The 24,856-nt window shown below is 66.5% G+C and carries 23 protein-coding genes and 1 pseudogene; 14 read left to right on the top strand and 10 right to left on the bottom strand.

Annotated features, from left to right (window positions below; translation table 11 throughout):
- Window positions 1–4 precede the first annotated feature (4 nt).
- From ACIA8E_RS17850 to ACIA8E_RS17840, 3 genes are read left to right on the top strand one after another with little or no spacing between them, the layout of a single operon-like run.
- Window positions 5–1,420: a PIN-like domain-containing protein gene (locus ACIA8E_RS17850; RefSeq protein ID WP_399298964.1), complete on the top strand. Its 1,416-nt coding sequence runs from the start codon at window positions 5–7 to the stop codon at window positions 1,418–1,420.
- A 31-nt stretch (window positions 1,421–1,451) separates the two neighbouring features.
- Window positions 1,452–2,054, top strand: coding sequence for a hypothetical protein (locus tag ACIA8E_RS17845; protein ID WP_399298962.1), 603 nt, complete (start codon window positions 1,452–1,454; stop codon window positions 2,052–2,054).
- A complete protein-coding gene (locus ACIA8E_RS17840; RefSeq protein ID WP_399299170.1) occupies window positions 2,047–2,502 on the top strand; it encodes a very short patch repair endonuclease in 456 nt (151 codons plus the stop codon). Before ACIA8E_RS17845 ends, ACIA8E_RS17840 begins: the two co-directional genes overlap by 8 nt.
- On the opposite strand, the gene ACIA8E_RS17835 is transcribed toward ACIA8E_RS17840, so the two are convergent.
- Window positions 2,437–3,648 carry a DNA cytosine methyltransferase gene (locus ACIA8E_RS17835; protein WP_399298960.1) on the bottom strand — a complete coding sequence of 404 codons (1,212 nt, stop codon included), beginning with the start codon at window positions 3,646–3,648 and terminating at the stop codon, window positions 2,437–2,439. The genes ACIA8E_RS17840 and ACIA8E_RS17835 overlap by 66 nt on opposite strands.
- Window positions 3,649–3,809: 161 nt before the next feature.
- On the opposite strand from ACIA8E_RS17835, the gene ACIA8E_RS17830 reads away from it, so the two are divergent.
- Complete coding sequence (locus ACIA8E_RS17830; RefSeq protein WP_399298958.1) at window positions 3,810–4,565, top strand: HNH endonuclease; 756 nt, start codon at window positions 3,810–3,812, stop codon at window positions 4,563–4,565.
- Window positions 4,566–4,596: 31 nt separating this feature from the next.
- Here ACIA8E_RS17830 and ACIA8E_RS17825 read toward each other — a convergent pair whose 3' ends face one another.
- The gene (locus ACIA8E_RS17825) at window positions 4,597–5,220 is read right to left on the bottom strand and encodes an ATP-binding protein (protein ID WP_399298956.1); all 624 of its coding nucleotides are present in this window, start codon (window positions 5,218–5,220) and stop codon (window positions 4,597–4,599) included.
- 209 nt (window positions 5,221–5,429) lie between these two features.
- Between ACIA8E_RS17825 and ACIA8E_RS17820 the strand changes: the two genes are divergently transcribed.
- The 3 genes from ACIA8E_RS17820 to ACIA8E_RS17810 all read left to right on the top strand — a co-directional run bounded on the left by ACIA8E_RS17820 (window position 5,430) and on the right by ACIA8E_RS17810 (window position 6,785).
- Window positions 5,430–6,275: a helix-turn-helix domain-containing protein gene (locus ACIA8E_RS17820; RefSeq protein ID WP_399298954.1), complete on the top strand. Its 846-nt coding sequence runs from the start codon at window positions 5,430–5,432 to the stop codon at window positions 6,273–6,275.
- The gene (locus ACIA8E_RS17815; protein ID WP_392841048.1) at window positions 6,275–6,487 is read left to right on the top strand and encodes a DUF397 domain-containing protein; all 213 of its coding nucleotides are present in this window, start codon (window positions 6,275–6,277) and stop codon (window positions 6,485–6,487) included. Before ACIA8E_RS17820 ends, ACIA8E_RS17815 begins: the two co-directional genes overlap by 1 nt.
- Window positions 6,488–6,590: 103 nt before the next feature.
- Window positions 6,591–6,785, top strand: a complete 195-nt coding sequence (locus ACIA8E_RS17810; protein WP_392841047.1) for a DUF397 domain-containing protein — start codon at window positions 6,591–6,593, stop codon at window positions 6,783–6,785.
- A 31-nt stretch (window positions 6,786–6,816) separates the two neighbouring features.
- On the opposite strand, the gene ACIA8E_RS17805 is transcribed toward ACIA8E_RS17810, so the two are convergent.
- Complete coding sequence (locus ACIA8E_RS17805) at window positions 6,817–7,668, bottom strand: helix-turn-helix domain-containing protein (protein ID WP_399298951.1); 852 nt, start codon at window positions 7,666–7,668, stop codon at window positions 6,817–6,819.
- A 17-nt stretch (window positions 7,669–7,685) separates the two neighbouring features.
- Window positions 7,686–8,438, bottom strand: a complete 753-nt coding sequence (locus ACIA8E_RS17800; protein ID WP_399298949.1) for a DUF6879 family protein — start codon at window positions 8,436–8,438, stop codon at window positions 7,686–7,688.
- A gap of 145 nt (window positions 8,439–8,583) precedes the next feature.
- Here ACIA8E_RS17800 and ACIA8E_RS17795 point away from each other — a divergent pair, with 145 nt between their 5' ends.
- Window positions 8,584–8,778: a hypothetical protein gene (locus ACIA8E_RS17795; protein WP_399298947.1), complete on the top strand. Its 195-nt coding sequence runs from the start codon at window positions 8,584–8,586 to the stop codon at window positions 8,776–8,778.
- A 456-nt stretch (window positions 8,779–9,234) separates the two neighbouring features.
- On the opposite strand, the gene ACIA8E_RS17790 is transcribed toward ACIA8E_RS17795, so the two are convergent.
- Together ACIA8E_RS17790 and ACIA8E_RS17785 are read right to left on the bottom strand one after the other, a co-directional pair.
- Window positions 9,235–10,905, bottom strand: a complete 1,671-nt coding sequence (locus ACIA8E_RS17790) for a cellulase family glycosylhydrolase (protein ID WP_399298945.1) — start codon at window positions 10,903–10,905, stop codon at window positions 9,235–9,237.
- A gap of 228 nt (window positions 10,906–11,133) precedes the next feature.
- The gene (locus ACIA8E_RS17785) at window positions 11,134–12,774 is read right to left on the bottom strand and encodes a M4 family metallopeptidase (protein WP_399299167.1); all 1,641 of its coding nucleotides are present in this window, start codon (window positions 12,772–12,774) and stop codon (window positions 11,134–11,136) included.
- Window positions 12,775–12,916: 142 nt separating this feature from the next.
- Here ACIA8E_RS17785 and ACIA8E_RS17780 point away from each other — a divergent pair, with 142 nt between their 5' ends.
- Both ACIA8E_RS17780 and ACIA8E_RS17775 read left to right on the top strand, forming a co-directional pair.
- Window positions 12,917–13,651 (top strand): DinB family protein, encoded by a 735-nt coding sequence (locus tag ACIA8E_RS17780; protein ID WP_399298943.1) that lies wholly within the window; start codon window positions 12,917–12,919, stop codon window positions 13,649–13,651.
- Window positions 13,652–13,759: 108 nt separating this feature from the next.
- Window positions 13,760–13,984 (top strand): annotated as a pseudogene (locus ACIA8E_RS17775) (hypothetical protein); the annotation flags it as partial.
- Window positions 13,985–14,072: 88 nt separating this feature from the next.
- Here the strand turns inward: ACIA8E_RS17775 and ACIA8E_RS17770 are convergent.
- The 3 genes from ACIA8E_RS17770 to ACIA8E_RS17760 form a co-directional block, all read right to left on the bottom strand.
- Window positions 14,073–14,912, bottom strand: coding sequence for a DUF5707 domain-containing protein (locus ACIA8E_RS17770; RefSeq protein WP_399298941.1), 840 nt, complete (start codon window positions 14,910–14,912; stop codon window positions 14,073–14,075).
- Window positions 14,913–15,525: 613 nt separating this feature from the next.
- Window positions 15,526–16,500: a hypothetical protein gene (locus ACIA8E_RS17765; protein ID WP_399298939.1), complete on the bottom strand. Its 975-nt coding sequence runs from the start codon at window positions 16,498–16,500 to the stop codon at window positions 15,526–15,528.
- A gap of 426 nt (window positions 16,501–16,926) precedes the next feature.
- Window positions 16,927–17,295 (bottom strand): HPP family protein, encoded by a 369-nt coding sequence (locus ACIA8E_RS17760; RefSeq protein WP_399298937.1) that lies wholly within the window; start codon window positions 17,293–17,295, stop codon window positions 16,927–16,929.
- Between the two features lie 776 nt (window positions 17,296–18,071).
- On the opposite strand from ACIA8E_RS17760, the gene ACIA8E_RS17755 reads away from it, so the two are divergent.
- Window positions 18,072–18,419 carry a hypothetical protein gene (locus ACIA8E_RS17755; RefSeq protein WP_030971008.1) on the top strand — a complete coding sequence of 116 codons (348 nt, stop codon included), beginning with the start codon at window positions 18,072–18,074 and terminating at the stop codon, window positions 18,417–18,419.
- 188 nt (window positions 18,420–18,607) lie between these two features.
- On the opposite strand, the gene ACIA8E_RS17750 is transcribed toward ACIA8E_RS17755, so the two are convergent.
- Window positions 18,608–20,764, bottom strand: coding sequence for an FUSC family protein (locus tag ACIA8E_RS17750; protein ID WP_399298934.1), 2,157 nt, complete (start codon window positions 20,762–20,764; stop codon window positions 18,608–18,610).
- Window positions 20,765–21,353: 589 nt separating this feature from the next.
- Here ACIA8E_RS17750 and ACIA8E_RS17745 point away from each other — a divergent pair.
- From ACIA8E_RS17745 to ACIA8E_RS17735, 3 genes are all read left to right on the top strand, one after another.
- Window positions 21,354–23,075, top strand: coding sequence for an NAD-dependent malic enzyme (locus tag ACIA8E_RS17745; RefSeq protein WP_399298932.1), 1,722 nt, complete (start codon window positions 21,354–21,356; stop codon window positions 23,073–23,075).
- A gap of 356 nt (window positions 23,076–23,431) precedes the next feature.
- Window positions 23,432–23,869, top strand: coding sequence for a cupin domain-containing protein (locus ACIA8E_RS17740; protein WP_399298930.1), 438 nt, complete (start codon window positions 23,432–23,434; stop codon window positions 23,867–23,869).
- A gap of 253 nt (window positions 23,870–24,122) precedes the next feature.
- Complete coding sequence (locus tag ACIA8E_RS17735) at window positions 24,123–24,854, top strand: SDR family oxidoreductase (RefSeq protein ID WP_399298928.1); 732 nt, start codon at window positions 24,123–24,125, stop codon at window positions 24,852–24,854.
- Window positions 24,855–24,856: the final 2 nt, after the last annotated feature.

The raw sequence follows: 24,856 nt of genomic DNA, 5'->3' as shown, positions 1-24,856 counted from the left end.
AGCAGTGACCGGCCTTGAGGGCGAGCTCCCGTTGATGAGGCAGTACCGGGATTGGATTCAGAAGGGCCCGTCCGAAAATGATCCAGACCGGGTTCATTTCTTCACGGACGGAATCGTAGTACTCGACACCAACGTCCTGCTCAGCTTGTACGAGTACACCCCCGCCGCGCGCCAGCAGGTACTAGAAGCTCTTCAGAGCGTGCAGTCGCGACTCTGGCTCCCGCACCAGGTCGGGCTGGAGTTCGTCCAGAACCGCCATCGCATCATTATCGGCAGGAAAAAGGCTCTGGAGGAAGCTCGTCGGATCCTCAGGAACAAGCTCGGCGATGCCAAAACGGCGATCAAGGAAGCGCGGGCACACACTCAGAAAATGTTGATCAAGTATGCCCAGGACACCGATGCGAGCGGCGAACTTGATGCGCAGATCTCAAATAAGGCAATTGACGATCTGCTCAGCGGTTGGAGCAAGGCACTCGAAGGACAGGTGACCAGACTCTCGGAGTACGACATCTCCATATCGCCTGGCAACGAGGGTGACACTGTATTGTCCCAGGTTGCAATCTTGTTCGGCGACCAGATCGCGGATCCGCCGGACCCGGAAAAGACCCGGCGGCGCGTCGAGGAGGCGTCTTCGTACAGGTTCCCCAACCTCATCCCTCCCGGCTTCAAGGATGCGGGGAAAAATACAGCCTTGTTGTCGTCCGGTGACTTCCTGCTCTGGGAAGAGACTATCGCCCATATGGCAGGTTCAGCGGATCGCTCACGTCTGCTCTTTGTCTCTAACGACACGAAGGAAGACTGGTATCAGCCACCAGGCGAAGGCCGTAACGCCTCTCGGCCCTGGCCACCCCTGGCCAATGAGTTGAGGCTGCGTACGGGTGCTGAGCTACGCATCGAGACTCCGAGGGACTTCTACCGGGGTGTTAACCGATTCCTTCACACAGAAATCGCAGAGGCGACGTACGCAGAGATTGACCGCGCTGCTGTGAACCCCGTCGAGGCAGTGATCACGGAACAGCACGGAGTCAGTACACAGCCCCCATCTGAACTTGTTGCCGCGGCCTTCGATGCGGCCGGCCTGGAAGAGTCACTGCTGGACAGCATCAGCAATCCGGCATACCGCCTGCCGTTCCTCTGGTGGCTGATCGGCGCCACCGCGCAGCTGGAGCGGCGCCCTCGCTTCGATGATGAACCGGATGTCTTGGTCGTACCGGCGATTCGCTCGACGGCACAGCCTGATCCGGGCTGGGTTCCGGGAGTCCGTCTCCACCTTGGCGAATGGCCCTACCGGAGCTCATCGTGGATCGCGCCATGGTTCGCCCATGCGGTCAACCATTCGTCTCGTCGCGACAGAAAGATCCTGCAGAGGCTCGCTGCCCAGCAGTTGGCTATCGAGATCACGGATCAGGAAGCCCCATAATGACGCCCTCATCGGAGATTGGAGTCACCCTGTGACCAGCGAACGCTCCCCGGAGGAAGAATGGCAGCGGCTCAGACTGGATGCTGAGCACGCCCTGAGGATCCTCCTTTCGGAGATCTCGGATCATACAGATCCCCAGCCGCTGTTCGAAGCGTATACGTACGCCAAGGAAATCGCCGCACGCGCCATTCAGTCTCGAATGCTGAAACATCTCCCTGCCGAGAACCAGCAGTTCAGAGTACTGCATGCGAAGATCCGACAAGAGATGTGCTCCCGCTACCAGGAAATAGTCCCGGCAAGCCTCCTTACCTCCCCATACAGCGGAAAGACCCATGAAGGCCTCTTCTCTCTGCTTCAGGAGAATCTGGCGCAACCGGTTCCGGCAGCGATGCTGCGTATCGTGACCGGAGATAACGTACATACCGAACGGAGGGCGCGCGAGCTCCGTGAGCTCGGATTCGATCTTCACTGGTATGAGACTGAAGAGATCAGCGTCTATGAGCTCCGCTCTCTGGAGCTGGATTTCGATATGGTTCCCGCCATCGTGAGAAATAATGTGCGACGTACAAAGGCGCTCGCTAAAGATGAGAAGCAGCGCATTCTCAGGAACGCAGGCATCCCCGAAAATGGTTAGCGACAGCAGCTGGGAACCTCCGGAAGGCTCCTGGGCTTCATCCGCCGCTCGGCGCCGCAACATGCAGGCGATCCGGAGCCGGGACACCAAGCCGGAGCTGCTGATCCGGAGACTTCTGCACGCTCAGGGCCTGCGGTACCGAGTAGCGGCAAAACCGCTGCCGGGGCTTCGCCGGACGGCAGACATTGTCTTCCGCCCGGCGAAGCTGGCTGTCTTCATCGACGGCTGTTACTGGCACGGCTGCCCGGAGCACTACGTCTCGCCGAAAACCAACCCCGGCTACTGGTCTGACAAGGTCTTGCGGAACGTCACCCGCGACCGGGACACGGACGAACGCCTCCGCGAAGCGGGATGGACAGTGCTCCGCTTCTGGGAGCACGAGTCACCCGACGACTGCGCCCTCACGATCGCTGCTGCGGTCAGCCGGCTCCGGGATGACAGGCGCTGAGAGGTCGGCCAGCTTGAACAACAGCTCGCTGTCCCGTTCCCCAGCCAGGACCTTCTCCTCCCGCACCGGGGCCACAACTCCGGCCTCGCGAGCCGCTTTCAGAGCGGCGACAATTTGTTCCCCCACTGCTTGAGCGACCGGCGGCGGGAAGGCGTTCCCCACTTGTCGGTATGCAGCAGTCTTCTTTCCTGAGAACTTCCAGGTCTCCGGGAAGCCCTGGATGATCGCCGCCTGCGTCACTGTGAGCTTCGGCCCGGCCTTAGCGAAGAGATCGCGGTCCTGGCTCTCCAGTCGCTCCATATCCTTTGCGTTATTCGCGACGCCGAGCCCGCATACACCCAGCGCTTCCCATGCCTTCTTGGCCCGCGTGGGGCCGAGGTCAGCGCCGCCGTGCTTCTTAGAGCCTCCAACGAGCGTGGGCGCGACACCCTTCGACGCCTGGTCGAGCCACCTCTGGAATACCTGCTCGGCCCGCGGGTCATCTACGTCGTCATAGCGCTTCTTCATGGTCTCCTCCAGCGCCTCCCCCACAGTGACGAGCGGCCTTTTTTCCGGCTTCGTATTGGCGAAGAACGGAGTGTAGGCCTTCTTCATCGCCACCAGAATGGCGCGCGGACGGAGCTGCGGAACCCCATAATTCTTGGCTTCCAGAACTTCCCAGTAGCATTTCTCATACCCCATGGTCTCAAGACGCTCCAGAAGCTCTTCCCGGTACCCCTGGAATTTCTCCTTCGGCTCAAGGAGCCCACGGACGTTCTCAATCATGACGGCCTTAGGCTGAAGTTCCTCGACCAGGTCGAGCATGGTCGGGAACAGGTCTCTCTCGTCGTCCCGCCCCAGCTGCTTGCCTGCGATGGAGAACGGCGGGCAGGGAACACCACCGGCAAGCAGGTCAAGATCCCCCGCTTCCAGCCCCAGCTCCAGCCTCAGATCCAGCGGCTTGAGCTGCGTCAAGTCAGCCTGCTTGACCTTGCATCCCTCCCACTCCGCGTTCCCCTCCACGTTCGCCTTGAGGGTGGCTACCGCATTCGTGTCGATCTCGATCAGCGCAAGATGCCTGAACAGCGCATTGTGCAGGCCCAATGCCTGCCCGCCCGCCCCGGCACAGATCTCAACCGAGGTGAACTCCCTCTTGGTGCTGATCATGCACCCTCCTTCCAGACTTGCCCGACTGGCGCCGATTGCCACCAGCCATCACAGAGGGTGACAGACCCCACTGACAACACGACCGTCCTCAAGTGTGCGGCACACATCATTACGCTCTGACCGCCCCACACGTGACAGCGAACACTCATACGATATGGCCCATGCCGAGAAGCCCTGCATGGACCCACGACGAGTTGCTGCTGGCCTGCGCACTCGTGGTCGAGAACGACTGGAATGAGCTCCGCGAGGGCGACTCTCGCGTACTCGATCTCTCCGACCTGCTCCGCTCGCTGCCCATCCACGAAGGTGCAGCGCAGACCATCCCGAAGTTCAGATCCAGCGGCAGCGTCAGCCGCAAGACTTCCGACCTGGCCTCGAACCATCCCGCCTACAGCGGCACCCCCACCAAGGGTGGCCGACTGGACAAGGAAGTGATCGCCGCCTTTATCGCCCAGCCCTCCGAGATGCTTGGGGCCGCCGTTGCTCTGCGGCAGGGTATCGGCACGGGCGAGCTGCACAAGATCCCAGCAGATCCAGATGAGCTCGATGATGAGGGGAACTCGGCGATTGAAGGCCGCCTCCTCGCCCGATGGGCCCTGCATCGCGAACGTGACCGCAATCTCCGGGCTCGCAAGATCGCGCGGGCGGAGAAGCTGGGGCAGCCCCTGCAGTGCGAGGTCTGCACTTTCGATTTCGGCCGGTTCTACGGAGCCCTCGGTAAGGGCTACGTTGAGATTCACCACGTACTGCCCCTCCACATATCCGGCCCCCGAGAGACCAAGCTGGAAGACCTCGCCTTCCTGTGCGCCAACTGCCACCGCATGTGCCACAGAGGCCATCGCGGCGCATCATGGCGTACCCCTGCAGCCCTGCGGGCGGAGATTGAGAAAGCCGCCAAGGTCGGCGGGGCGGCGTAGCCGCCCGCCTTCGACTCGTATGCTGCGCCCATCAGGCCGCCTCCGCCTCGAAGTGCATCTGCGCCCCGTCCAACAGGCCGTCCGGGTCGCCGCCCCGGGCAGCGACCCAGTGGAGGAGATCCGCAATGAGGTCGGTGGCAGATTCCTCAAGGATCTGAGCCGAGCGACTGTGCAGCAATGGCGGCGCTCCGACGTCCCGTCGGTAATTCGCCAGGGCCGCCTCGGCCCGTCGCACCCGGTGGCAGTGCAGCTCCGAGTCAGCTGAAAGTTCGCACCAGACCGCTTTACCCGTCGCAGTCAGCAACGTTCCCCAGTCGACAGCCATGCCGGCAAGCAAATGCAGACCCCGGCCACACTCGTCGTCGCAAGCAGGCGATCCAAGGACCGGCACACGGTGGCTCTTGTCATGGAGCTCGATCCGCAGCCGGTCAGCCGCCGCCTCCAACACAAGAGTGGCAGCGGCACCTTTTCCCACGTGCTTGATCACGTTGGCAGCCAACTCACTCACTGCGAGCTCGGCCTCTTCAGCAAAGGCCGGCAGGCACCACTCCGCGAGCTGCCCTCTGACGACTCTCCGGAGGTCCCGAACCGCTGCGGGCTCGGCCTCGAACGGCAACACGCTGCGGAGTTGCGAACTGTTGTCGTGTCCGGACATGCGCTCTCCTTCCGGCGCCACTTCAGCCGCACCTGCCGTATCCAAACGACTGCGCTGAGTGGTCAGGTTTGCGAGTATGGCAGCAAGAAGTCTCTCCATGAAACTTCTCACGGGAATCGATCGGGTGAATCCGGACGCCTCCAAATCGCCACCGACATAGCCTTGTTGGCGCCCAAGCGCCGCATGGCACGGAACGGAAGGCCGCCTCCATGTCCGTCAGGACCACCACACGACGCCGCCAGCTCGGCGCGATGATGCGCAAACTGCGCGCACGGAAGGGCATGACACTGGAGGAGGCCGGACGGCTTGTCGGGGTTTCAAAGGCCACCGTCAGCCGCTACGAGACCCAGGAAGGCCCCGTGAAGTGGCCCATCGCAGACGCACTCTGCCGGCAGTACGACGCAACCGACGCGGAGCGGACTGCCGTGGTCGCTCTGGCGAAGGACGCCAAGCAGCAGGGCTGGTGGGGGCTGTACACGGACTCCATCCCACCTGACATGAATCTCTTGCTGACGCTTGAGGACGAGGCCGTGCGCGAGGACCACTTCTCCTGCACTTACGTGCCCGGCCTTCTGCAGACACGGAACTACAGCACAGCGATTCAAGGTGCCAGCGAGATGCGCCTGGCATCCCAGGAGATCCAGCGTCTCGTGGATATCCGCATGAAACGCCAGGAGATCCTGAGCCGACCCAAGCCACCCCACCTGTGGGCCATCCTCGACGAGTCAGTGATCCGGCGCGTGGTCGGTTCCCCCCGAATCATGCGCGATCAACTGGGTCACTTGTTGGAAGCCAACGACTCGCAACACATCACCTTGCAGATCCTGCCGTTCTCCAAGGGCGCTCACGGCGCGGCCTTGGGAAGTTTCGTGATTCTCGGCGGGGTCGAGACAAGCTTGGACGTCGTGTACGTCGACCTGCATGTCGGCTCGCTCTTCATGGAGAAGGACGAGGAACTCGACCGATACAGACTTGCGTTCGACTACCTGCGTGCACAAGCGTTGGACATGGCCACGTCGTCGGCCTTGATCGAGCGCGTTCGCGAGGAGATGTAATGCATTCGGTTCCTCACTCCCACAGGCCTCTCAGCTGGTTCAAATCGTCCTACAGCGGTGCGAACACAACTGAGTGCGTTGAAGCCACCCACCTCCCACAGGCCATCGCGGTCCGCGACTCGAAGTCCCCTGACGGTCCGATGCTGACGTTCGGCAGCGCATCGTGGGCGGGGTTCCTCACCGCCGTACGACATCAGCAGCTCGGCGCGTGATAGACCCACCTCCTGTGAGGGTTGCCTCCGCGCTGCCTCATGGGAAAGGTCTCCAGCGCCAGGTCTGCGCACCGACTCCCTTCAGTCGCGAACATGTGTGCTCATGATGGATCAACCTTTCGCCCGCCCCAAGTGGCGGAAGAGCAGTCGTAGTGGTGGCAGCGGCACGGAGTGTGTCGAGGTTGCTGACCTCCAATCGACGGTCGGCGTGCGGGACTCCAAGCAGCCCCGCAGGCCCCACATAGCCGTAAGCCAGAGCACGTGGGCGCGGTTCGTTGCTTCTCCACGCACCCAGTAGGTCGGCGTCCGATCGAGCGTGACGCCCACAGTCAGCGAACGTCGAGGCTCCGGCGCACCTGGGCGATCACGTGTTGCGCCTCGGTCCCGAACACAGCGGATTCGCTCAGGCCCTGCCACACCCGCTGGTACGTGGCGATGGTGTCCGCGTCGTCGAGCCACAGCTCGGCGTGCCAGTCCTCAGTGATCACGAGGCGGCCGTCGAAGCTCCAGAACCCATTGGCGGGAGGGACCCTCACTGTGGCGTGGAGGGGGACGATTCCGAGAGTGACGGTGTCCATGCCGATGACACCGGCCAGGCGGTCCAGTTGCGCGGCCAGTACCGATGGCGGGCAGATCAAGGTGCGCAATGCCGCTTCCCACATCAGGACATGAAGCTTCTTGCCCGGCCGGTACAGCCACTCCTGCCGTTTCATTCGGGATCGGACAGCTTCTTCTGTGTCAGGGACCGAGTTCTGAAGCTCCGCGTATCGGACGAAGACATGGCGCGCGTAGTCCGCCGTCTGGAGCATTCCCGACACCATGGTCGGCTCCCAATTGTGGATGGTCGAGGCACCGGCGACCAGCTCGTTCCAGGTGTCCTGTACCGGGCGGTGGCCGGACGCGAGCTGCCTACGCCATGAACGTACATGCGACTCGAATCCCTGCAGGCGAGCGTGCAGTTCGTCGTACGCATCGGGGTGGCCGGTCGCGACCGCCCACAACCTCAGGTCATCGGGGGTTGCGGTCTGGCGACCGTTCTCCAGCTTGCTGATCTTGGACTGCGGCCAGCCGAGATGTGCGGCCATTTCTGAGCCGGTGAGTGGTCCTCCAGGGTGCGCGACACGGAGTTCCCGGAGCCTGGCGCCCAGGGCTGCCCGTGCCTGCTGATAGTCCGTACTCACCAGTTCAACTCATGCCTTCATTCGAGCTCGTTGACTTCGACCGTGAACATCTCATGCGGGACAGCGTGGTGCCACGCCGCATCACGCACCAGCGAGCAGCGCACCACTTCTGCCGGCTCCGTGATGAGCTCGACGTCCACGAGTTGATCGTCGGAATCGAAGTTCAGCCGCGCGAGGAGTCGCGAGTCGAAGATCCAGAAATCCTCTTCCGGTAGTCCGAGCCGCACCGCTTCGACCCTCCGCAGATTCCTGATGTCCTCACCAAGGGCGGTGTTCCGCTTCGCGTTGTCGAGCAGGTAGAGCTGACCGGGGGTCGGCGGCTCGTCGGCAATGCGGACACGCTCGACCCGCTTCCCCTGCTCCGTCTGTGCCCGGATCATGGCGCAGTACGGGTCGTCGAAGTCCCACTGGGCGCTGCCGCTCTCCACGAACTGCCGGTAGGTGTGTGTGGTTTCGTCGCTCGCATAGCGTCGTCTGGTCTCCAGGCGCCATGCCGTGTACTTGAACGTCTTGAACAGGTTCTCGAACTCGTCCAGGTCGATGATCCTCGCTGCGCGGGTGGCGTCCTTCGGGGCGTAATCGACCAGAAGCTCGCGCGGCACGACGACGGCCACCTCTCCTGCGGACAGATGCTGCAACTGCGCCACGTCCTCGGGGGCGCTGAGCGGTGGTCCGTGAACGATGACTTCCCGGCTGTCGAGATCTTCATGGAGTGACGGGCATCCGGTGCCGCCGCTGCCTGTGCCGTTGAACCGCAGTCTGCGTGCCATGTCGACCTGCCTTTCGCATGGTTGCTCTCCAAGTCACAGGATCTCCGCCGTCGTCCAGGAATGTCGATGCATGACTGAGGCCGACGCGAGAATATTCGAGAATATCGTGTCGCCTCTCCAACTGGGCCTCCTTAGCGTTCCCTTCATGAGCAACCCCAGGACGACGATGGCTGCGCCGGTGCATGTGGTGGACCCTCCCGTATCGCCCGAACCCGGCTCCGGATGCGATGTATGTGGTGCACTCGCAAGGGAACGCAAGGAAGCTGCCGGTGTCGGCAACTGGTCGACGGTCGCCGACTGCAATGTCGAGCTGCGGCGACACCACGGGGAACACACGTGACGGCCGCCCGTGCGCGAGCTGCGTACCGCTATGTGCTCCACCGCATCACCGAACACCCCGACACAGACGTCACCTACGAGGCCGAATGTCTCTGGTGTGACTGGGCCGCAGAACCCTCGACAGACTCCGCGAGTGTCGACGTGGAGTGCATGAGCCACACCGGACGCAGTGGGCACAAGAGCTTCCGGCGGGTCCGTACATCGTTTGCCGCTGTCGTTCGGTGAGCCCTGTGGGTCGCAGTCCCCGCCGCAGGCGAGGTCCGCCCTCATCCGGCTGAGCCGTCGCCGACCCGTTGATCTTCGGCAAGTATTCGACCAGGAGCTCGCGCGGCACGACGACGGCCACCTCCCCTTCGGACAGATGCGGCAGCTGCGCCACGTCCTCGGTTGCGCTCGGCCTGGACGGCGCACTGACCGACGGGGGCGAGTACTTCCGCCGGTCAGCAGGACGGCCAGGTCAGGCCGTGGTGCAGTTCGTGCCGCTGAGGGTGAACGCAGTCGGGGCGGCGTTGCTGGATCCCTTGGCGGCGGTGAAGCCGACGGTGACCGAGCCGTTGGCGGGGATGGTGGAGGTGTAGGAGGCGGGAGCGACGCTCACCGTGCCGCTGTTCTGGGTGGGGGTCCCTCCCCACATGTTGGTGACGGTCTGGCCGTTGGCGAAGGCGAAGGCGAGCGTCCAGCCGTTGATGGTGGTGGCGCCGGTGTTGCGGATGGTGATCTCGCCCTGAAAGCCGTCGGGCCACTCGCCGACGACGCGGTAGCCGACGGCGCAGCCCACACCGGGTGTGCTGCCGCCCTTGTCGGTGGTCACGCTCACCGTGGCCGAGCGGGCCGAACGGTTCCCGGCCGCGTCGCGGGCGTAGACGGCGAAGGTGTACGCCGTGTCGGCGGTGAGGCCGGTCACGGTGGCGGTGTTGGTGGTGGCGGCGGCGACCGTGGCCTCGGAGCCGCCGCTGGCGCGGACGATGTCGTAGCCGATGACGCCGACGTTGTCAGTGGCGGCAGGCCAGGTGAGGGTGACGGAGGTGGCGGCCACGGCGGAGGCGGTCGGGGTTCCGGCAGTGGACGGGGCCTGAGTGTCGCCGGGGTTGCCGCCTCCGTAGACGGTGGCTTCCCGGGAGGTCTGGGCGATGCCGTTGACCCCGTTGAAGATGCGCCGGCCCCAGGAGCTGAGCCGGCTGGGATCGAAGTCGATCGCCAGGTCGAGGATCGGGTCGGTGTTGCCGCTCCAGGACCATGCCAGGTAGCCGAGCCGGAGCTGCTCGGCGGTGGCCATCATGGTGTCCTCGTCCGGGTCACCGTACTGGTCGGCGGGACCCCCGAACTCACCGATGAGGATGGGCAGTCCGGCGTCGACGAAGGCGTGCAGGTAGTCGGTGACCTTCTGGGCTGTGTCGTAGACGCTGTACATGTGGATCGAAAAGATCAGGTTGCCGGTGGGGTCGGCGTCGTAGACGGACTGGGCATTGGCGCGCATGACCCCTTGCCAGTCCTGGCCCCAGTTGGGCGCATCCACCATGATCGTGTGCTCGAACCCGGCGTTCCGCAGTTTCTGGACGGCGGCGATCGTGGGCGCGGTCCAGCCCTCGGGGTCGGTGTTGCCCCAGGGCTCGTTGCCGATGTTGATGATCACGTAGTTCTCTTCGCCGGCGAGTACGTCCTGCAGGCCGATCCAGTAGTCGGCGGCGTGGTCGAGCGTGCCGGCCGCTGCGTCCTCGCCGTAGCCGGTGGTGTCGTGCACCTCCAGTACGCAGATGAGCCGGTTGGTCTTGCACTGGGCGACGATGTCGGCCACTTCCGCGGGGCTGTTCTCGCTCCAGCGGTAGCCGTCGGAGAGGACGACGCGGACGGTGTTGGCGCCCAACGCCTTGATGTCGGCCAGCGACTGGGTCTCGCCCGGGTACCAGGCGTGGGCGTGGTTGACGCCTCGCATGATGAAGTCGTTGCCGTTGCCTTCGAGTAAGCGGCCGTCACTGATGTGGAGGCCGGTGGCAAGGTCGCCCGCCGACTGGGCGTGGGCAGTGGCCGGGCCGAGGGCACCGAGAACGACGATCCCGAGGAGGGTGGCCAGTGCGGCCAGTAGGGCGGTGACCGGGCTTCTTCGTGTCGTACTTCTTGTTGTTCTCATCGCGACTCCAGAGGGTGAGCGCCAATAAGCCTGAGCATCAGAAGGAAGATGGGAGCGCTCCCATGAAGTCATCATGTCAGGGGCGCGTCAAGACATCGCGCACACTCCGGCACTTGAACGGCCGGGGTGCGGTGGACGAGCACGCAGCGGAGCCCCCGACGCGTCCTCGCGCCGGGGGCTCCGTCATGCCCGTGATGCCACCACTGCTACAGGCTGACCGTTACCTGCTCACGCACACCGGCCCGCCGGACGCTCCCGCGTCACCAGGTCCGTGTAGCCCGTGGTCCCGTCGATCCACACCACCCGCTGCCCGCCGTCGGCCGCCGCGTAGAGCTGCTCCCCGCGGTTGCAGGAGACGCGCACCGCCGGGCCCGTGCCGTCCGTCGGGACCTGCCAGAGCTTCGAGAGCGACTCATTGCGCCAGACCGTGTCCGGCACCTGGGCGGTGACCGTCGCCGAGATGTCGCTGACCGACAGGGCGGAGGCGTAGAGCGCGCCGTCGCCCGACTCGGGGGTCAGGTCGAGCAGCTTGGAGCCGTCGTAGTTGGCCCTGCGGACCGCCAGCGTGCCGTCGGCGTCGTCGTCCGCCAGCCACAGGACATGGGTGCCGTCGAGGCCGGTCCCGCCGATTGCCTGCGCCTGGTCGATGCCCGGCATCAGCGTGGTCTTTCCGGTGGAAAGGTCGAGGGTCTCGATGCCCAGGTGGTAGCCGGACGCGTCCGGCCAGACCTTTCCGTACGCGAGGGTCGTGCCCTTGACCGAGGGCAGCGCCGAACTCTTGGAGTACGAGCCTCCGTCGACGTACGCCTGCCGGCCGGTCCTGATGTTGACGTAACCGGCATGTCGTCGGCCGTAGGGGTCGGTCTCCTCGAAGACCACGACGTCACCGTCGATCTTCAGCTCGCCGATCGAGGTGTAGGAGGACCAGACCTTCTTCGGGAGCCCGCCCGAGATCGGCCGTGTGTAGACATCGATGCTCGATGTGCCGAACGAGGCCCAGACGACGGTCTTGCCGTCGGTCGCCGGGTAGACGTTGTAGTTCCCGTCGTTGGAGCTGATCATCCGCAGTCCGCCGCCGGCGGTCCTGCCCGCCCAGACCGAGAACGGTTCCGATCCGTCGTCGTTGGACCGGGAGGCCGCCCACCAGCCGCCGCCCGCGCCGGTCCCGGTGGAGTAGGTGTTGAGCTTGCCCAGGAGCTTGTCCGAGTCGACGCCGAGCGCCTGCTCCCAACCGGGCACGATGCCATGGGCGTTGAACGAACGGGTGACGACACCGAGCTGCTTGGACGTCACACCGAGCGCCTTGGCCGCCGCGATCGTGGCGTTGCGCCCCTGGGTGAAGCCGTCCAGCGGCGTCATGTACTCACTGAGCGCCTTGTACGCGATCCTGTCCGCGAGGTCGGCGCCCAGGTCCTGCCGGATGTCCCAGAGCGCACCCGAGTAGATCGTCGAGTTGAGGTGGACGCCGCCGTTGTCGGCGCCGAAGGAGACTCCGAGGAAGTTCTTGGAGGTGGTCGCACCGTCGTTGAGGTCGCGGAAGGCGCACTCACGCGGGGTCGCGCTGCGGCAGAGGTCCTCGCCGAGCAGCCCGGAGTCGGGGTCGCTCATGGACGTACCGGAGGCGGTGACGTCGATGGCGTTGCCGAAGTAGTCGGCGATCGCCTCGTTCATGGCGCCGGACTGGCCGGCGTACACCAGATTCGCGGTGTTCTCGACGACGCCGTGGGTCATCTCATGGCCGACCACGTCCAGGTCGGAGGAGAGCGGCTTGTACTCGGCGTCGCCCGTCCCGTACACCATCTTGGAGCCGTCCCAGAAGGCGTTGACATACGGCTGCCCGCCGGAAGTGACGCCGACCATGGAGTTGATTGGACGGCCTGAACGGGTGCGGTGATACGGGTGGCACTGCGCAGCTTCGGTGGCGGGAAAATGAGTCGCGCCCCGCGAGTTGAGCCGTTAGCTTCCCTCCGAACGCAGCGAGTACGAGCCGCGACCGCGAACGGAGCCAGGCATGGGGAATGAGCACGCGCGGGCCGACCGTTTGGGCTTGCTGGTCGGCCAGTTCGACCTCGCCAGGGAGATGGCCGAGGTGCGGCTGACAGGGCTCGGCGACGAGGAGTACCTGTGGGAACCGGTCCCCGGTTGCTGGTCGATCCGGCCCCGGGGCGAGGCGACGACACCCAGGGCTTTCGGGCCGGGCGAGTGGGTGCTCGACCAGGGCGAACCGCGGATCCCGGCAAACGAGTACGCCGAGGTCGCCCGGCAGGCCGCCGGCGGCATGACAGTCGCCAAGATCGCCGACGACTGGAGCGTGAGCGTCGAGCGGGTCGAGCAGATCCTCGCCCACACCGGCACGCCGGAGCCCGACGATGCGCCGGTCACCACCATCGCGTGGCGGCTGGGACACCTCCACTTCTGCTTCGCGGGCCAATGGGAGTGGACCTTCGGTGAACGGCGGCAGGAGCCGAAGCTGCTGGTCGATTTCACCCCCTCCGCCACCGTGGCCGTCGAGCGGTTCTTGGCGCTGATCGACCGCTGGCGCGACAGCGTCGCCGCCATGACCGACGAGCAACTCGACACGATCGGCTTCTCGCAGTACCCGTACGGCTCCGACCCCGACGACCCATACGTTGACGTGCTGTCGGGGTCCAACCTCGAATTCATCCACCACATGGCCGAGATCGCGTTGCTCCGCGACCTCTGGCGGGCCCGCTTCACCGCTCCCGGGCAGACTCGGGCGCAATAGCCCGCAGCATGGTCGTACACGTCCACACAGCCCGCCGCCCCAGGTGTCCGAGTCGATGACGGTCACGGCCGAGGTCGTGACGCCAACCGAGGAGTCCCCGGACGCGCAGTGCTCGTGATCACCGCCCGGCCGTACACCTGGTGGCGAATCTGCCTCGTCGCCGCGATGGGCGTGGCGTTCCTGCAGGTGCTCGCTGTGCCCTGACTTCAGGACTTCTTCGCGCTGAAGCTGGTCGGGGTGACGATGCCGTGGGTCGCGGTGGGTATCGCCGTGGTGGCGGCGGCCACCCTGGAGCTCGTGTGGAGGTGGGTCGACCGCCGCTTTCCCGCGTAAATCCGATGATCCGTTACGGGCCCCGCGTCTACGGGGCCATGGGCTACTTCACGTCGGCCTACCTCACGCCGACTTACCTCACGCCGACTTACTTCACGTCGACGTAGTCACCCGCGGCGCTGACCGTCGCGGTGGACGCGATACCCGCGTACGTGAAGCGGTAATAGCCGTCGGTGGACGCCGTGACCGTGGTCTTCAGCGCGCCGCCCGTGGTCGACTTGATGCCCTTGACGTTGGTGTAGTTGGTGGTGCCCGCCTTGCGGAACTGCAGCACCACCGACTGGCCGCTGAGGCCCACGTACTTGTTCGACTCCCAGTCGGCACGGGTCAGCGCGCCGGTGACCGTGATGGTCTTGCCCTTCACCACCGGCTCCGGGGACGCGTTGACCGTCAGCTTCGACATGCGCTGCAGGCTGAAGCCCTTGGCGTTGTCCTTCTGGACGTAGTCGGCGTCCGTGCCCTGAGCGATCGCCCAGACCTTCCAGCCGCCGGCCAGCTTGTTCAGCAGGTCGTAGTTGGCATCGACAGTGAAGGTGTGCTTGCAGGTGGAGGTCGTGCCGTTGACCTTGGTGCAGACGGCCTCGTCCTCGTTGGGCACCACGCCGCCGTCGAGGTTGTCGAAGGTCGAACCGTGCCACAGCACCGCGGTCGCCCACTCGATGCCGGAATCGTCCGTGGCGGTGAAGCTGACCGTGAAGGTCTTCTTCGTGGTCGCACCCATGACGACGGCCTTGCCGCCGTTTACGACCACGTTCGAGATCGTGGTGTCTCCGCTGACGTCGTCGGCCGGGTCGACCGCCGCGTCGGTCTCGACGCTCTGCGCGAACGAGGAGACGGTGTTGCTGTCATCCGCCTGCGCCGCCGGGACGGCGAGGGCGGAGAGGGCCAGGGCGCCTGTCACTGCGGCGACAGAGGCACGAATGCGCATGTGTTTCCCCACGTCTGAAAAAGGGGCGCACGGGACTGCTCCGTTGCATGCTTCCGCGGCGCCCGATCCAGTCAGTCTCTGGAGTCTGCTGACTCCACTGATCAGACATGGGGCACCAGTGAATGGTTGTGCGACTCCGTGAAATCTTTTCGAGTACGCGTTTATGCGGGTTATTACGGAGTCCGTTACCCATAGCCATTAACCGACTTTGGGTAAGGAATCGGGAATTACAGATTACGGGTTACGGAATACTGCACGTCGACTTGATGGACGTCGAGTTACTGCACGTCGACGTAGTCACCCGAGCGTGGTCGCTGTAACGCTCACGGACCCGGCTGCGGACGAAGTGATCGCCGCCTCGGAGCCGGTCGTCGTGGACAGCCCACAGGACGTGTCTCAGGCCGCCATCGGCGAGATCGTGGATACCGTCGTGGACGCTGCGGAGAACAGCGGCTCCTCAGGCGGTGATGCGAGCGGGCGCACGACGACAGCTACGGCACCTCGCTGCGTTGTCGGAACGCCCGAATACGCCCAGTATGAGGACGCCCCTCCGCCTTGCGATGCACCGCGTCCGACGCCGCGAGCTGATCCACCCGGGATTACGGGACAGCCCTTAGCCGCCGGGGCACGACTGATTCATTTTGATCTTCGCGAACCGATCGCGCCACGGGATGCGATCAGGCTCCGGTGCGGGGATGCCGCAGAAGTTCGCGTATGCGGTGGCCTGGCGGCACGCGGCGCATTCCGTCTCGTCTCCCAGGGGGCGGAAGACGTGTTCCTCGCCGGGCGAGGAGCAGACGACCAGGGCAGCCGACGACGGAAGTTGAGGCGACGGGGGCGGGGGTGGGGCCGCGGGGAGCTTCTGGATGAGGCGGTAGCGCAGGAAGCCGAACGCCGAGCGCACTCCGTCTTCCGGGCGTTCGGCGAGCAGCGCTCGTCGCAGGTCGGACTCGCTCAGACCCCGCTCCAGCCACTTGACCGCCTCCCCAGCCAGTGCGCGGGCCTCGCGTGCTCCCAGGTGCAGTTCACGGCGGGTGTGTCGCAGCGAGAGCAGGACCCGTTCCGCGCAGGCCAGTTGGTGGGAGTCGGACGGTCTCGGCGTCGGTTCGGGTTCCGGGTCCGTCGCCGGCTCGGCTTCGGAGGGTGGGTGGGGAGTGGTCTTATCACTGTGGTCTTCTACGGGTTCATAGCCACCGACCGTCCGGGTGGCCGGTTCGCCGACCGTCGGAATCTGCGTACTCGGTGGCGAGGTGGCGGGCGGGGCCCCTCGCAGGTGTTCTGCCTGCTCAATCGTCAGAGGGTTGTTCGCGACCAGTTGCTCGGTGATCCAGCGGCCTCGGCCGCCCTGGCTTCGCCACTCGTGTACGTACCCGTGCGCGACAAGTTGCTCCTTCGCCTTCTGGTACGCGCGGCCCTTGATGCCGAGCTTCCGGGCGAGTTCACTCAGGGGCCTGCAAGGGGTGTCTTCGGGAAGGCCCTGGACGTACAGGAGCAGGATCTTCGCGTCACTGCTCAGACGCGGATGGCGCACGACATCGTGCGATGCCTTCGTGAAGCGCCGGGACGGGGAGATAGCATGACGCAGCATTTCCGGTGGCCTCTACTTCCACTGGCGATGAAGGCCCTCGGTTGGTGTTGGCGCACCGCCGGGGGCCGCTCTGCGTACGCGCGCACACAGAGCGTGATGATTTCGTCACCGTATCGCACCCCCGCCATCTCCCACCATGCGAACGGGACTTCACGTCACGCCCTCGGTGTGGGTCAGGCGTACCAGATCGAGCCGTGTCGGTGGTTCGCAGGCGTCACGCCCACCATGTCCGCGGCAGTGAGCGCGAGTTCGCCGCTGGAGGTGTTCACCAGGCGCCGGATCATTCCCACCTGCGTGCGGAGGCACTGTCGGGCCCGGCGTTCCTCCAGGGCGGACCATCGCGCGATCCCGCGAGGAGATGCCGGCCGTGCGGATCCGGGTCGACGGCCACCGGCTCATCTGCTCCGCAGGCAACTCCGCATCAGCTCACCACCAGGAGGTGGGATAGACCTCTCGCTGCAGACGGGCGGCGACCATCTGCACCATGACGAGCAGCACCGCGCCGACGGCCAGCAGGGGTACGAAGCGGGTAGCAGGCGGGGCGGTGAGCATGATCATGACGGCGGTCGCCATGGCTGGTGGATGGGCCGCCTTGAGCACGAGCACAAGTCCGCAGGCGATGCCGCAGGCCACGACAGCGGCCCAAGGGCCGTGCCAGCCGAGGGCCAGCACCGTGAAGCAGACAAGGCAGGACAGCATGTGGCCGCCGATGACATGGCGGGGCTGCGCCAGAGGCGAGGCGGGAGTCGCGGTGACGATCGCCATCGTGGCCGCGAGCGGCGGTACAAGCACCATCTGGTGCATGAGGGCCCCCACGGCCACCAACAAGGCCAATCCGACCGACGTAGTGATGGCCGCCGACGCGACCGTGCGCGGGGGCAGTTGCGGCTCGTCCGGTTTCCACCAGCGAATCGGAGGCCGCTTCGGCGGGCGGGTTGAGACATCCAAGACTTCCGGCATCCCCGGCGCGTCAGATGCCATGAATGCGACATTCTTGTCCGGACGGGAGACCGATGGCCGCAGAGCGGCCCAGCCGCCCCGCAGCCTGCGTCCGGGTCAGGCGGACAGGAGGCGCAGCGATCTCTGGACTGCCGGGCGGGGCACAAACCTGCGGGGCGGACGGAATCAGCACGGGAACTCCTGGGAACTATCCCCGCTTCCGGCCCACGGCGGCTCGTCGTCCGTGAAGACGGGGGATCATGCCCAGCATCGTGACCTTGCCGACCGACGCCCGTCCAAGACCCTCTCCTTATCGCTCGATTGAGGGCCTCTATCCAACCGCCCCGCCAAGGTCACCGAGCAACCACCACCCCCTCGGTGGTCGACGTGTACTGCTCCTTCCACTCGGGAGACCGGTCCCGGCCGGCCGGGCCTCGCCGCGGCCGCCCGGCTCCTCACCCGTCCGGCCCCCACGAGCGCGACGGAGCGGGAGGTGACCCACATGGCGTCGGCAGAACCGATTCGGCTGTTCACTTCCGGGTGACGAGGGCGCGCGCTCCGCAATAACCGCAGGTCACCGGGACAGGTTGAATCGGAACGTATTCCTCCGAATCCCGCCAGGAGTGCCCTCCATGCGCCTTCGCACCACCGTCGCTGCCGCCCTCGGCGCGCTCGCGCTCGTCGTGACGCTCCCGACCTCGGCCAGTGCAACCGTCGGGTTCTTCGCCTACAGCTACACCGGTCTCGACGGCACCCCGCAGATTGCCGAGCTGATCAACCCGCCGAGCGGGGAGTGCGTCACGCTGCCCGAGGTGGCCGACCCCAACTCGTCGAACCCCGCCGACTCCCCCTGGAACTACACCGTCTCGACCGCCACCGTCTTCACCGGCCCCGACTGTGACGGCGACTCCTTCACCCTCCGCCCCATCGGCGGTCACGCCTCCGAGCGGTTGAAGCTCCGGTCCGTCGTCTTCAGCTGATCCCGGCCCGATCCTGATCCGCCGGGTCACCATCGCCCGCCCCGGTACGCGTCACATCCCGCTCGTACCGGGGCGGGATCACGCCCCGGGGCAGTCGGCCCTGGCGACCGGGGCGTCCCTGTACTCCGCGATGGCGGCGAAGCTGCCGGAGTCGTCCGAGGTCGAGTGCATGCCGGCTCGGTCGACCCTCATGGTGAAGCAAGATGTCGCCGGAGGAGGTCCTCCAGCGTATGGGTGGTATCGACCAGATGGTCCGTGATCTGCAGCAGACGGGGATCGAGCGCGGTCGGCCGGTTGTGCAGCGCGCGCTGGACCTGGCGGAGCGAGGGAATCGGGCCGGGAGGCTGCAAAGTCCTGACCGCCTCGGCCAGAGTGATCATCGCGAGATCGAACGCGGTTGCCAGGGCTTCGAGCCGATCGGCATCGGCATCCCGGGCCCCGCCTTCTTCCCGGCCGATGACCGTTGCCTGCGGCGGGACGAGGGCGTGCAGCGACAGTTCGGTATGGGCCATCCGGGTCACCACGGCGACCAGAGTCCGCGCCACGGTGGGAGTCAACGGCGAGTGCGGCGGCTCGTCGGCCAGACGGTCCGAGGATGCCTCGGCGTCGGTGCGGGCGCGGCGGGCGGCCGCTTGAAGGCCGCGTAGCCGGGCCGGATCGGTCTGCGCGGGATGGGCAAGGCTACGCAACAGGGCAGTGGTGTAGGTGTTGTGGACCTCGACCATCCGGGCGAACTTCTCCTGGGCGGTGAGTCCTTCCCAGGTCGGCCACACGGAGTAGGCGATGAGCGCGAGGACCGCGCCGACAGCGGTGTTGGTCAGGCGGGCCACGGCGGTGGTGTCCGCGGGCAGGCCGAAGATGTCGAGGAGGATCACGATGAAGACGGTGAGGAAGCTGCTGTAGATCAGGTAGTTCACATCGAACAGGGCGTAGGCGGCCGCGACAGCGATCCCGGCCGCGACGATCAGCCCGACCGAGCTCGGGTGGGCAAGCGACGCTGCTGCCGCACCGAGCCCGGCTCCGACGGCCGTGCCCACTGCCCGTTGGATGCTGCGGTACACCGTGGAGGTGTAGTCGGGCTTGAGCACCAGGAAGATCGTCAGCACCACCCAACGGCCTTCGAACAGGCCGGTGGCCTGGACCATCACCTCAGCGAGCCCCGCGACCACGGCCAGCCGCACAGCGTGACGCCCGGTCTCCCCGGACAGGGCGAGATTGGCTCGCAGGGTGAGGGCGGCCCATCCGATCCCGTCCTGGCCGGCCGGAACCACAGGGCTGATCGCCTTACGGTTCACCGGCGTTCGCCCGGGCACCGCGTCAAGTCCGGCCAGGCTCCGGGTAACGGCACGGAGCTGTCCGAAGAGCGCCTCGGTGGCCAACTGCCCACGGGTGCCGGGGGCGTCGGCCAGGTTCGGCAGAAGTTCGTTCAACTCGCGGATCCGTCCGGCACGTTCGGCTCGTCCGGCACTCAAGGTGTCCGCGATGAGATCCAGCGCCCGGGCGGCGTCCGCGGCAGGGCGAAGGGCGGCTTCCGAAGGGTCGACAGCTGCACACTCAGCCAGAGCCGCGAGCGAGACGCGGATGCGTTCCGCCTGCTCGAGCAGGTCCAGGAAGTGCAGTCGCGCGGTCATGGGCAGCAGCGGGTTGGGGTCGGTGAGAGCGACAGACGCGGGCAAGGCCATCGCCGACGGCGGCCCGAAGTGCCCGGCTGCCGGGCCGGAGGCGTAGACCGCGAGGATCCGGTAGGACTCGGCGAGCGCCGCGCGCTCCGGATCGCCTCGCTGGAAAGCCCAGGAAACGGCGACGAGCACGCCCTGGAACAGCCCACCGGCGAGCACCAGGCCGGCCCGCAGTGCAGCTTCCGTCGGCCCGAGCGGCATACCGATCGCGATCAACAGCCCCACCGGCCATTGGAGGGCTGCCACGCTCAGCCTCGGCCCGAGGCAGACGGCCAGCCCGACGGCGTACCCCCAGACGACAACGACCGGTACCAGCAGCCATGGCGCAGCCGCCGCCGTGGCTGCGCCGACGAAGGTGGACACCGCCATGCCGGCGCTGGCCACCGCCACGGCCGCCACCCGGCTCCGGGTGACGCCCTGGAACGAAGCGAATCCGGCAGGCAGCGCTCCCAGAGCCGCGAAGGCACCGTAGTCGAGGCGTCCGCAGGCTGATCCGACCGCGAGCGGCACCATCACACCGACGGCCACCCGGGCTGCGCGCCAGGGAGCGACGTCACCCCAACGGAACGGCCCGAATTGCCACAGCTTCCGCCACTGGAATCGGGCCAGATAGCTGCGGCTGGACCGAAGCGTGCCGTGCGTCCATCGACGCTGGTCGTCGGTCATCCTCAACGGGGGCGATGCATTCCCGGCGGGGTACGGGACGGGCAGCGGGTCGGATGGTGTTGCTGCGGTTGCATCCCTGCTCCGTGTGGCGAGTGTCGAGCCCGAATATGAGGCGGCCATCGGCTGATTCTTCGGGACGTCCGACGTCCCGAAGAGGAAGACCAGCACGATGACCGCACCTGGCAGTCTGCCGTGGGCCGTCGCCCCGGAGGAGAACCCGGCACCGGCGAGTCCGGGCCTGCGCTGCGGCGGGCGATGCGAAGGCCTTCGCGGAGGGCCTGATCTCGGCGGGCCGACGGCCGTGTACGGAGCGGGGAGCGATGCCGGCGGCGACGGGGCCGCCGCGGAACCTGGGGAACCTGCAGCGCGGAGGAATGCGGCCTTCTCCAAGTGGCGCCGTTGGGGTGAGCGGATGGAACATGGCAATGCGCGGGCCGGAACCCATGGAGGCATGCATGCCCGTGGAGGATCTTCCACGCACATGCAGACCTCCTGCCCTTCTGGATCCGCTGATCAAGGAGGTCGTCCACATCCCCGCGTATCCCAGAATCCGACCGCGCCGACGAGGGCCGACGACGGGAGACCGCTCATGGGCACCCAGTGGATCGCCGGGGAACACCGCTTCGAGACCACCGCGACGGGCCGGGCCGTACTCGCCGATCCACGGCTCAACCGCGGCACGGCCTTCACGCCGGAGGAACGCGCGACACTGGGCCTGGTCGGCCTGGTGCCGTCGCAGTCCCTCACCCAGGACCAGCAGGCGGTGCGTGCCTACGCGCAGTACCGTTCGCAGCCCACCGACCTCGCCAAGAACGTCTATCTGACCGGTCTGCACGACCGCAACGAGGTGCTGTTCTACCGGCTCGTCGGCGACCACCTCGGCGAGATGCTGCCGATCGTCTACACCCCGACCGTCGGCACCGCGATCGAGCGCTACAGCTACGAGTTCCGCCGCCCGCACGGAATCTATCTCTCCGTGAACGCCCCCGAGGAGATCGAGGACGCGCTGCGCGGCTCCGGTCTCGGGGCCGGCGACGTCGATCTGATCGTGGCGACCGACGGTGAGGCGATCCTGGGCATCGGCGACTGGGGCGTCGGCGGCATCGACATCTCCGAGGGCAAACTCGCCGTCTACACCGCGGCCGGCGGGGTCGACCCCAACCGCACGCTCGCCGTCATGCTGGATGTCGGCACCAACCGGCAGCAACTGCTGGAGGACCCCCTCTACCTGGGCAACCGCCATCCGCGCGTGGACGAGAAGACGTACGACGCGTTCATCGACGCGTACGTGACCACCGCGAACAGGCTCTTCCCCGACGCGCTGCTGCACTGGGAGGACTTCGGCACCGCCAACGCCCGCCGCATCCTGGACCACTACCGCGACCGGGTGTTCACCTTCAACGACGACGTCCAGGGCACCGGCGCCGTCAATCTCGCCGCCGTGCTGTCCGCGACGAAGGCCAGCGGCATGGCGATGACCGACCACCGCATCGTCATCTTCGGCGCCGGAAGCGCCGGCACGGGCATCGCCGACCAGTTCCGCGACGCCCTGGTGACCGACGGGCTGCCGGAGGAGGAGGCCGACCGCCGCTTCTGGGCCGTGGACCGGTACGGCCTGCTGACCGACGACCAGGACGGCCTGCGCGACGCCCAGGTCCGCTACGCCCGTCCGGCGGCCGAGGTGGCCGGCTGGGAACGGGACGCGCAGCACGGCGGCGTCGCCCTCGCCGAGGTGGTCCGTCGGGTCCGGCCGACGGTTCTGATCGGCACCTCCGGGCAGGGCGGTGCTTTCACCGAACAGGTCGTACGGGAGATGGCCGCCCACACCCGGCGGCCGGTCATCCTGCCGATGTCCAATCCGACCCCACTGGCCGAGGCCACCCCCGCCGACCTGCTGAAATGGACCGATGGGCGGGTGCTGGTGGCCACCGGCAGCCCCTTCGAACCGGTCGAGTACCGGGGCGTGACCTATCTGATCGGCCAGGCGAACAACGCGCTGATCTTTCCTGGGCTGGGCCTGGGTGCCATCCTCGCCCGCGCCACCCGTGTCACCGACGGCATGCTCGTCGCCGCCGCCCACGCGGTGGCCGGACAGGTCGACGGGAGTACGCCGGGCGCGCCCGTCCTCCCGCTGCCCGACGCACTGCGCGCGACCTCCGCCGCGGTGGCGGGAGCGGTCGGCCGCGCCGCTGCCCGCGACGGCGTCGCCCGCACGGAGGTCGACGACGGCTTCGGCAAGCTGGTGCTGGACGCCATGTGGCAGCCGGTCTACCCGGAGATCAGAGCCATCCGCGACGCCGGAGGATCCTGACCGAGGTCCGCGTGAATGCGCGCCACGCCATCGACCTGCCGCGGTGCGGGCCCTGCTCGTCCTGACCCGCGCCGATGGCAGCCCCTGGTCCGTGGCGTGCTCGAATCCGGCCCGGCGCGCCGCAGCCCTTGGCCCGCCAAGATTCCCGACAGCGTCAGGCTCCTGGCTCAAGGCGGGCCACTTTTCACCGCGATGATCCTGGTCGACATGCCATGGCCCCTGTGGAGCCCCGGCCCCGCCGAAGCGGCGTCACACGCGGCCCAGGACGGTGCCCGAGCGCTGCGTCGGGCGACAGGCGACACGTTCGGGCCGGTGCGAAACTGGGCCGTGCAGCCCAGGCCACTGGAGGCTTCACCATGTCGAGCAACGAGCCCGCGAACACAGGTCGGAAACCACGGTCCGAAGCATGGAAGACCGCGCTGACCGTGCTGCAGACGGCCGAGCCGCCGTACATCCCGGAAGGGGCCGAGGCGATGACCGTTCTCGTCGAATTCCCCCCAGGAGATCCGGGCACTCCTCCGCACCGGCATTCGGGGCCGGCCTTCGGCTACATGTTGGAGGGGGAGATGCTCTTCGAGCTCGAAGGTGAGCCGGAGCGTGTGATCAGGGCCGGGGAAACCTTTTGGGAGCCGGGCGGAGACGTAATCCACTATCAGGACGGAAACAACCGAACGGATTCCCGGAGCCGTTTCCTCGTGACGATGATGTGCGCCCCGGGCCGGCCCATGCTTACCCTGGTCGATGACGAGGAGCTGGCACAGCGTAAGGACCGGCGGGCTCCGCGGCCTGCCTGACCGCGGCGGTGCATTCCACACGCGGACCCCGGGCCGGTTCCGGACGTCGGCGAGCCGACCGGTATACGGCAATGGCCACGGGCACCGAGTAATCGCGTCACGGCGAAGAAGAAGTCGTCGCACCATTGCCGGAGCATCAAAGCGAAGACGGGCACCGGCCCTGATTCGGATTCGCTGTCAGATCCCTTTCCCTCCCCAGTGCGCCATCGGGGCTCCAGAGAGCCATGCAGTGGTGCGCGACGAAAGGTGACCCATGAAGTTCGCTGTAATGGGCGGTACCGGCCGGATCGGGTCGCAGGTCGTGAAGAAGCTGAACGCGGCGGGACACGAGGCCGTGCCGCACTCGCTGTCCACAGGTGTCGACGTCATCACCGGCCAGGGCCTGGACCAAGCGGTGGCCGGCGTCGATGTCGTCGTCAACCTGACGAACTCCCCGACCTTCGACGACGCCTCCCCGGCGTTCTTCCAGACCTCGATGGACAACCTCCTGGCCGCCGCCCGGAAGGGCGGGGTGGGCCACGTCGTCATTCTCTCGATCGTCGGCGTGGATCAGGTGCCGGGCCTCGACTACTACCGGGCCAAGGTCCTTCAGGAAACCATCCTCAAGGCCGGGCCGATCCCCTACTCGATCGTCCGCGCCACCCAGTTCATGGACTTCATGGATTCGGTCCTGGCCATGACCACTGATGGCGACACCGTCCGGCTGCCCGCCACCCCGATCCAGCCGATCGCCGCCCAGGATGTCTCCGACGCTGTCGCCGAAGTCGCTGCCGGAACCCCTCTGAACGGCATCCTGAACATCGCCGGGCCCGACGTCCTCCCCCTCGACGAACTCGGCCGGATGACCCTGAACGCCCGCCCCGACGGCCGGACTGTCGTCACCGACGACACCGCCGGCATGTTCGCCGCCGTCCGGGGCGACGTCCTCACCGCCAAGGGCGACGCCCGTATCGCCCCCACCCACTACGCCGACTGGCTCTCCTGAAA

It is taken from the genome of Streptomyces sp. NPDC051664, from assembly GCF_044453545.1.
Classification (GTDB): Bacteria; Actinomycetota; Actinomycetes; order Streptomycetales; family Streptomycetaceae; genus Streptomyces.
The sequence above is the reverse complement of the archived record's forward strand: the minus strand, read 5'-3'. Positions and strand labels throughout refer to the sequence as shown.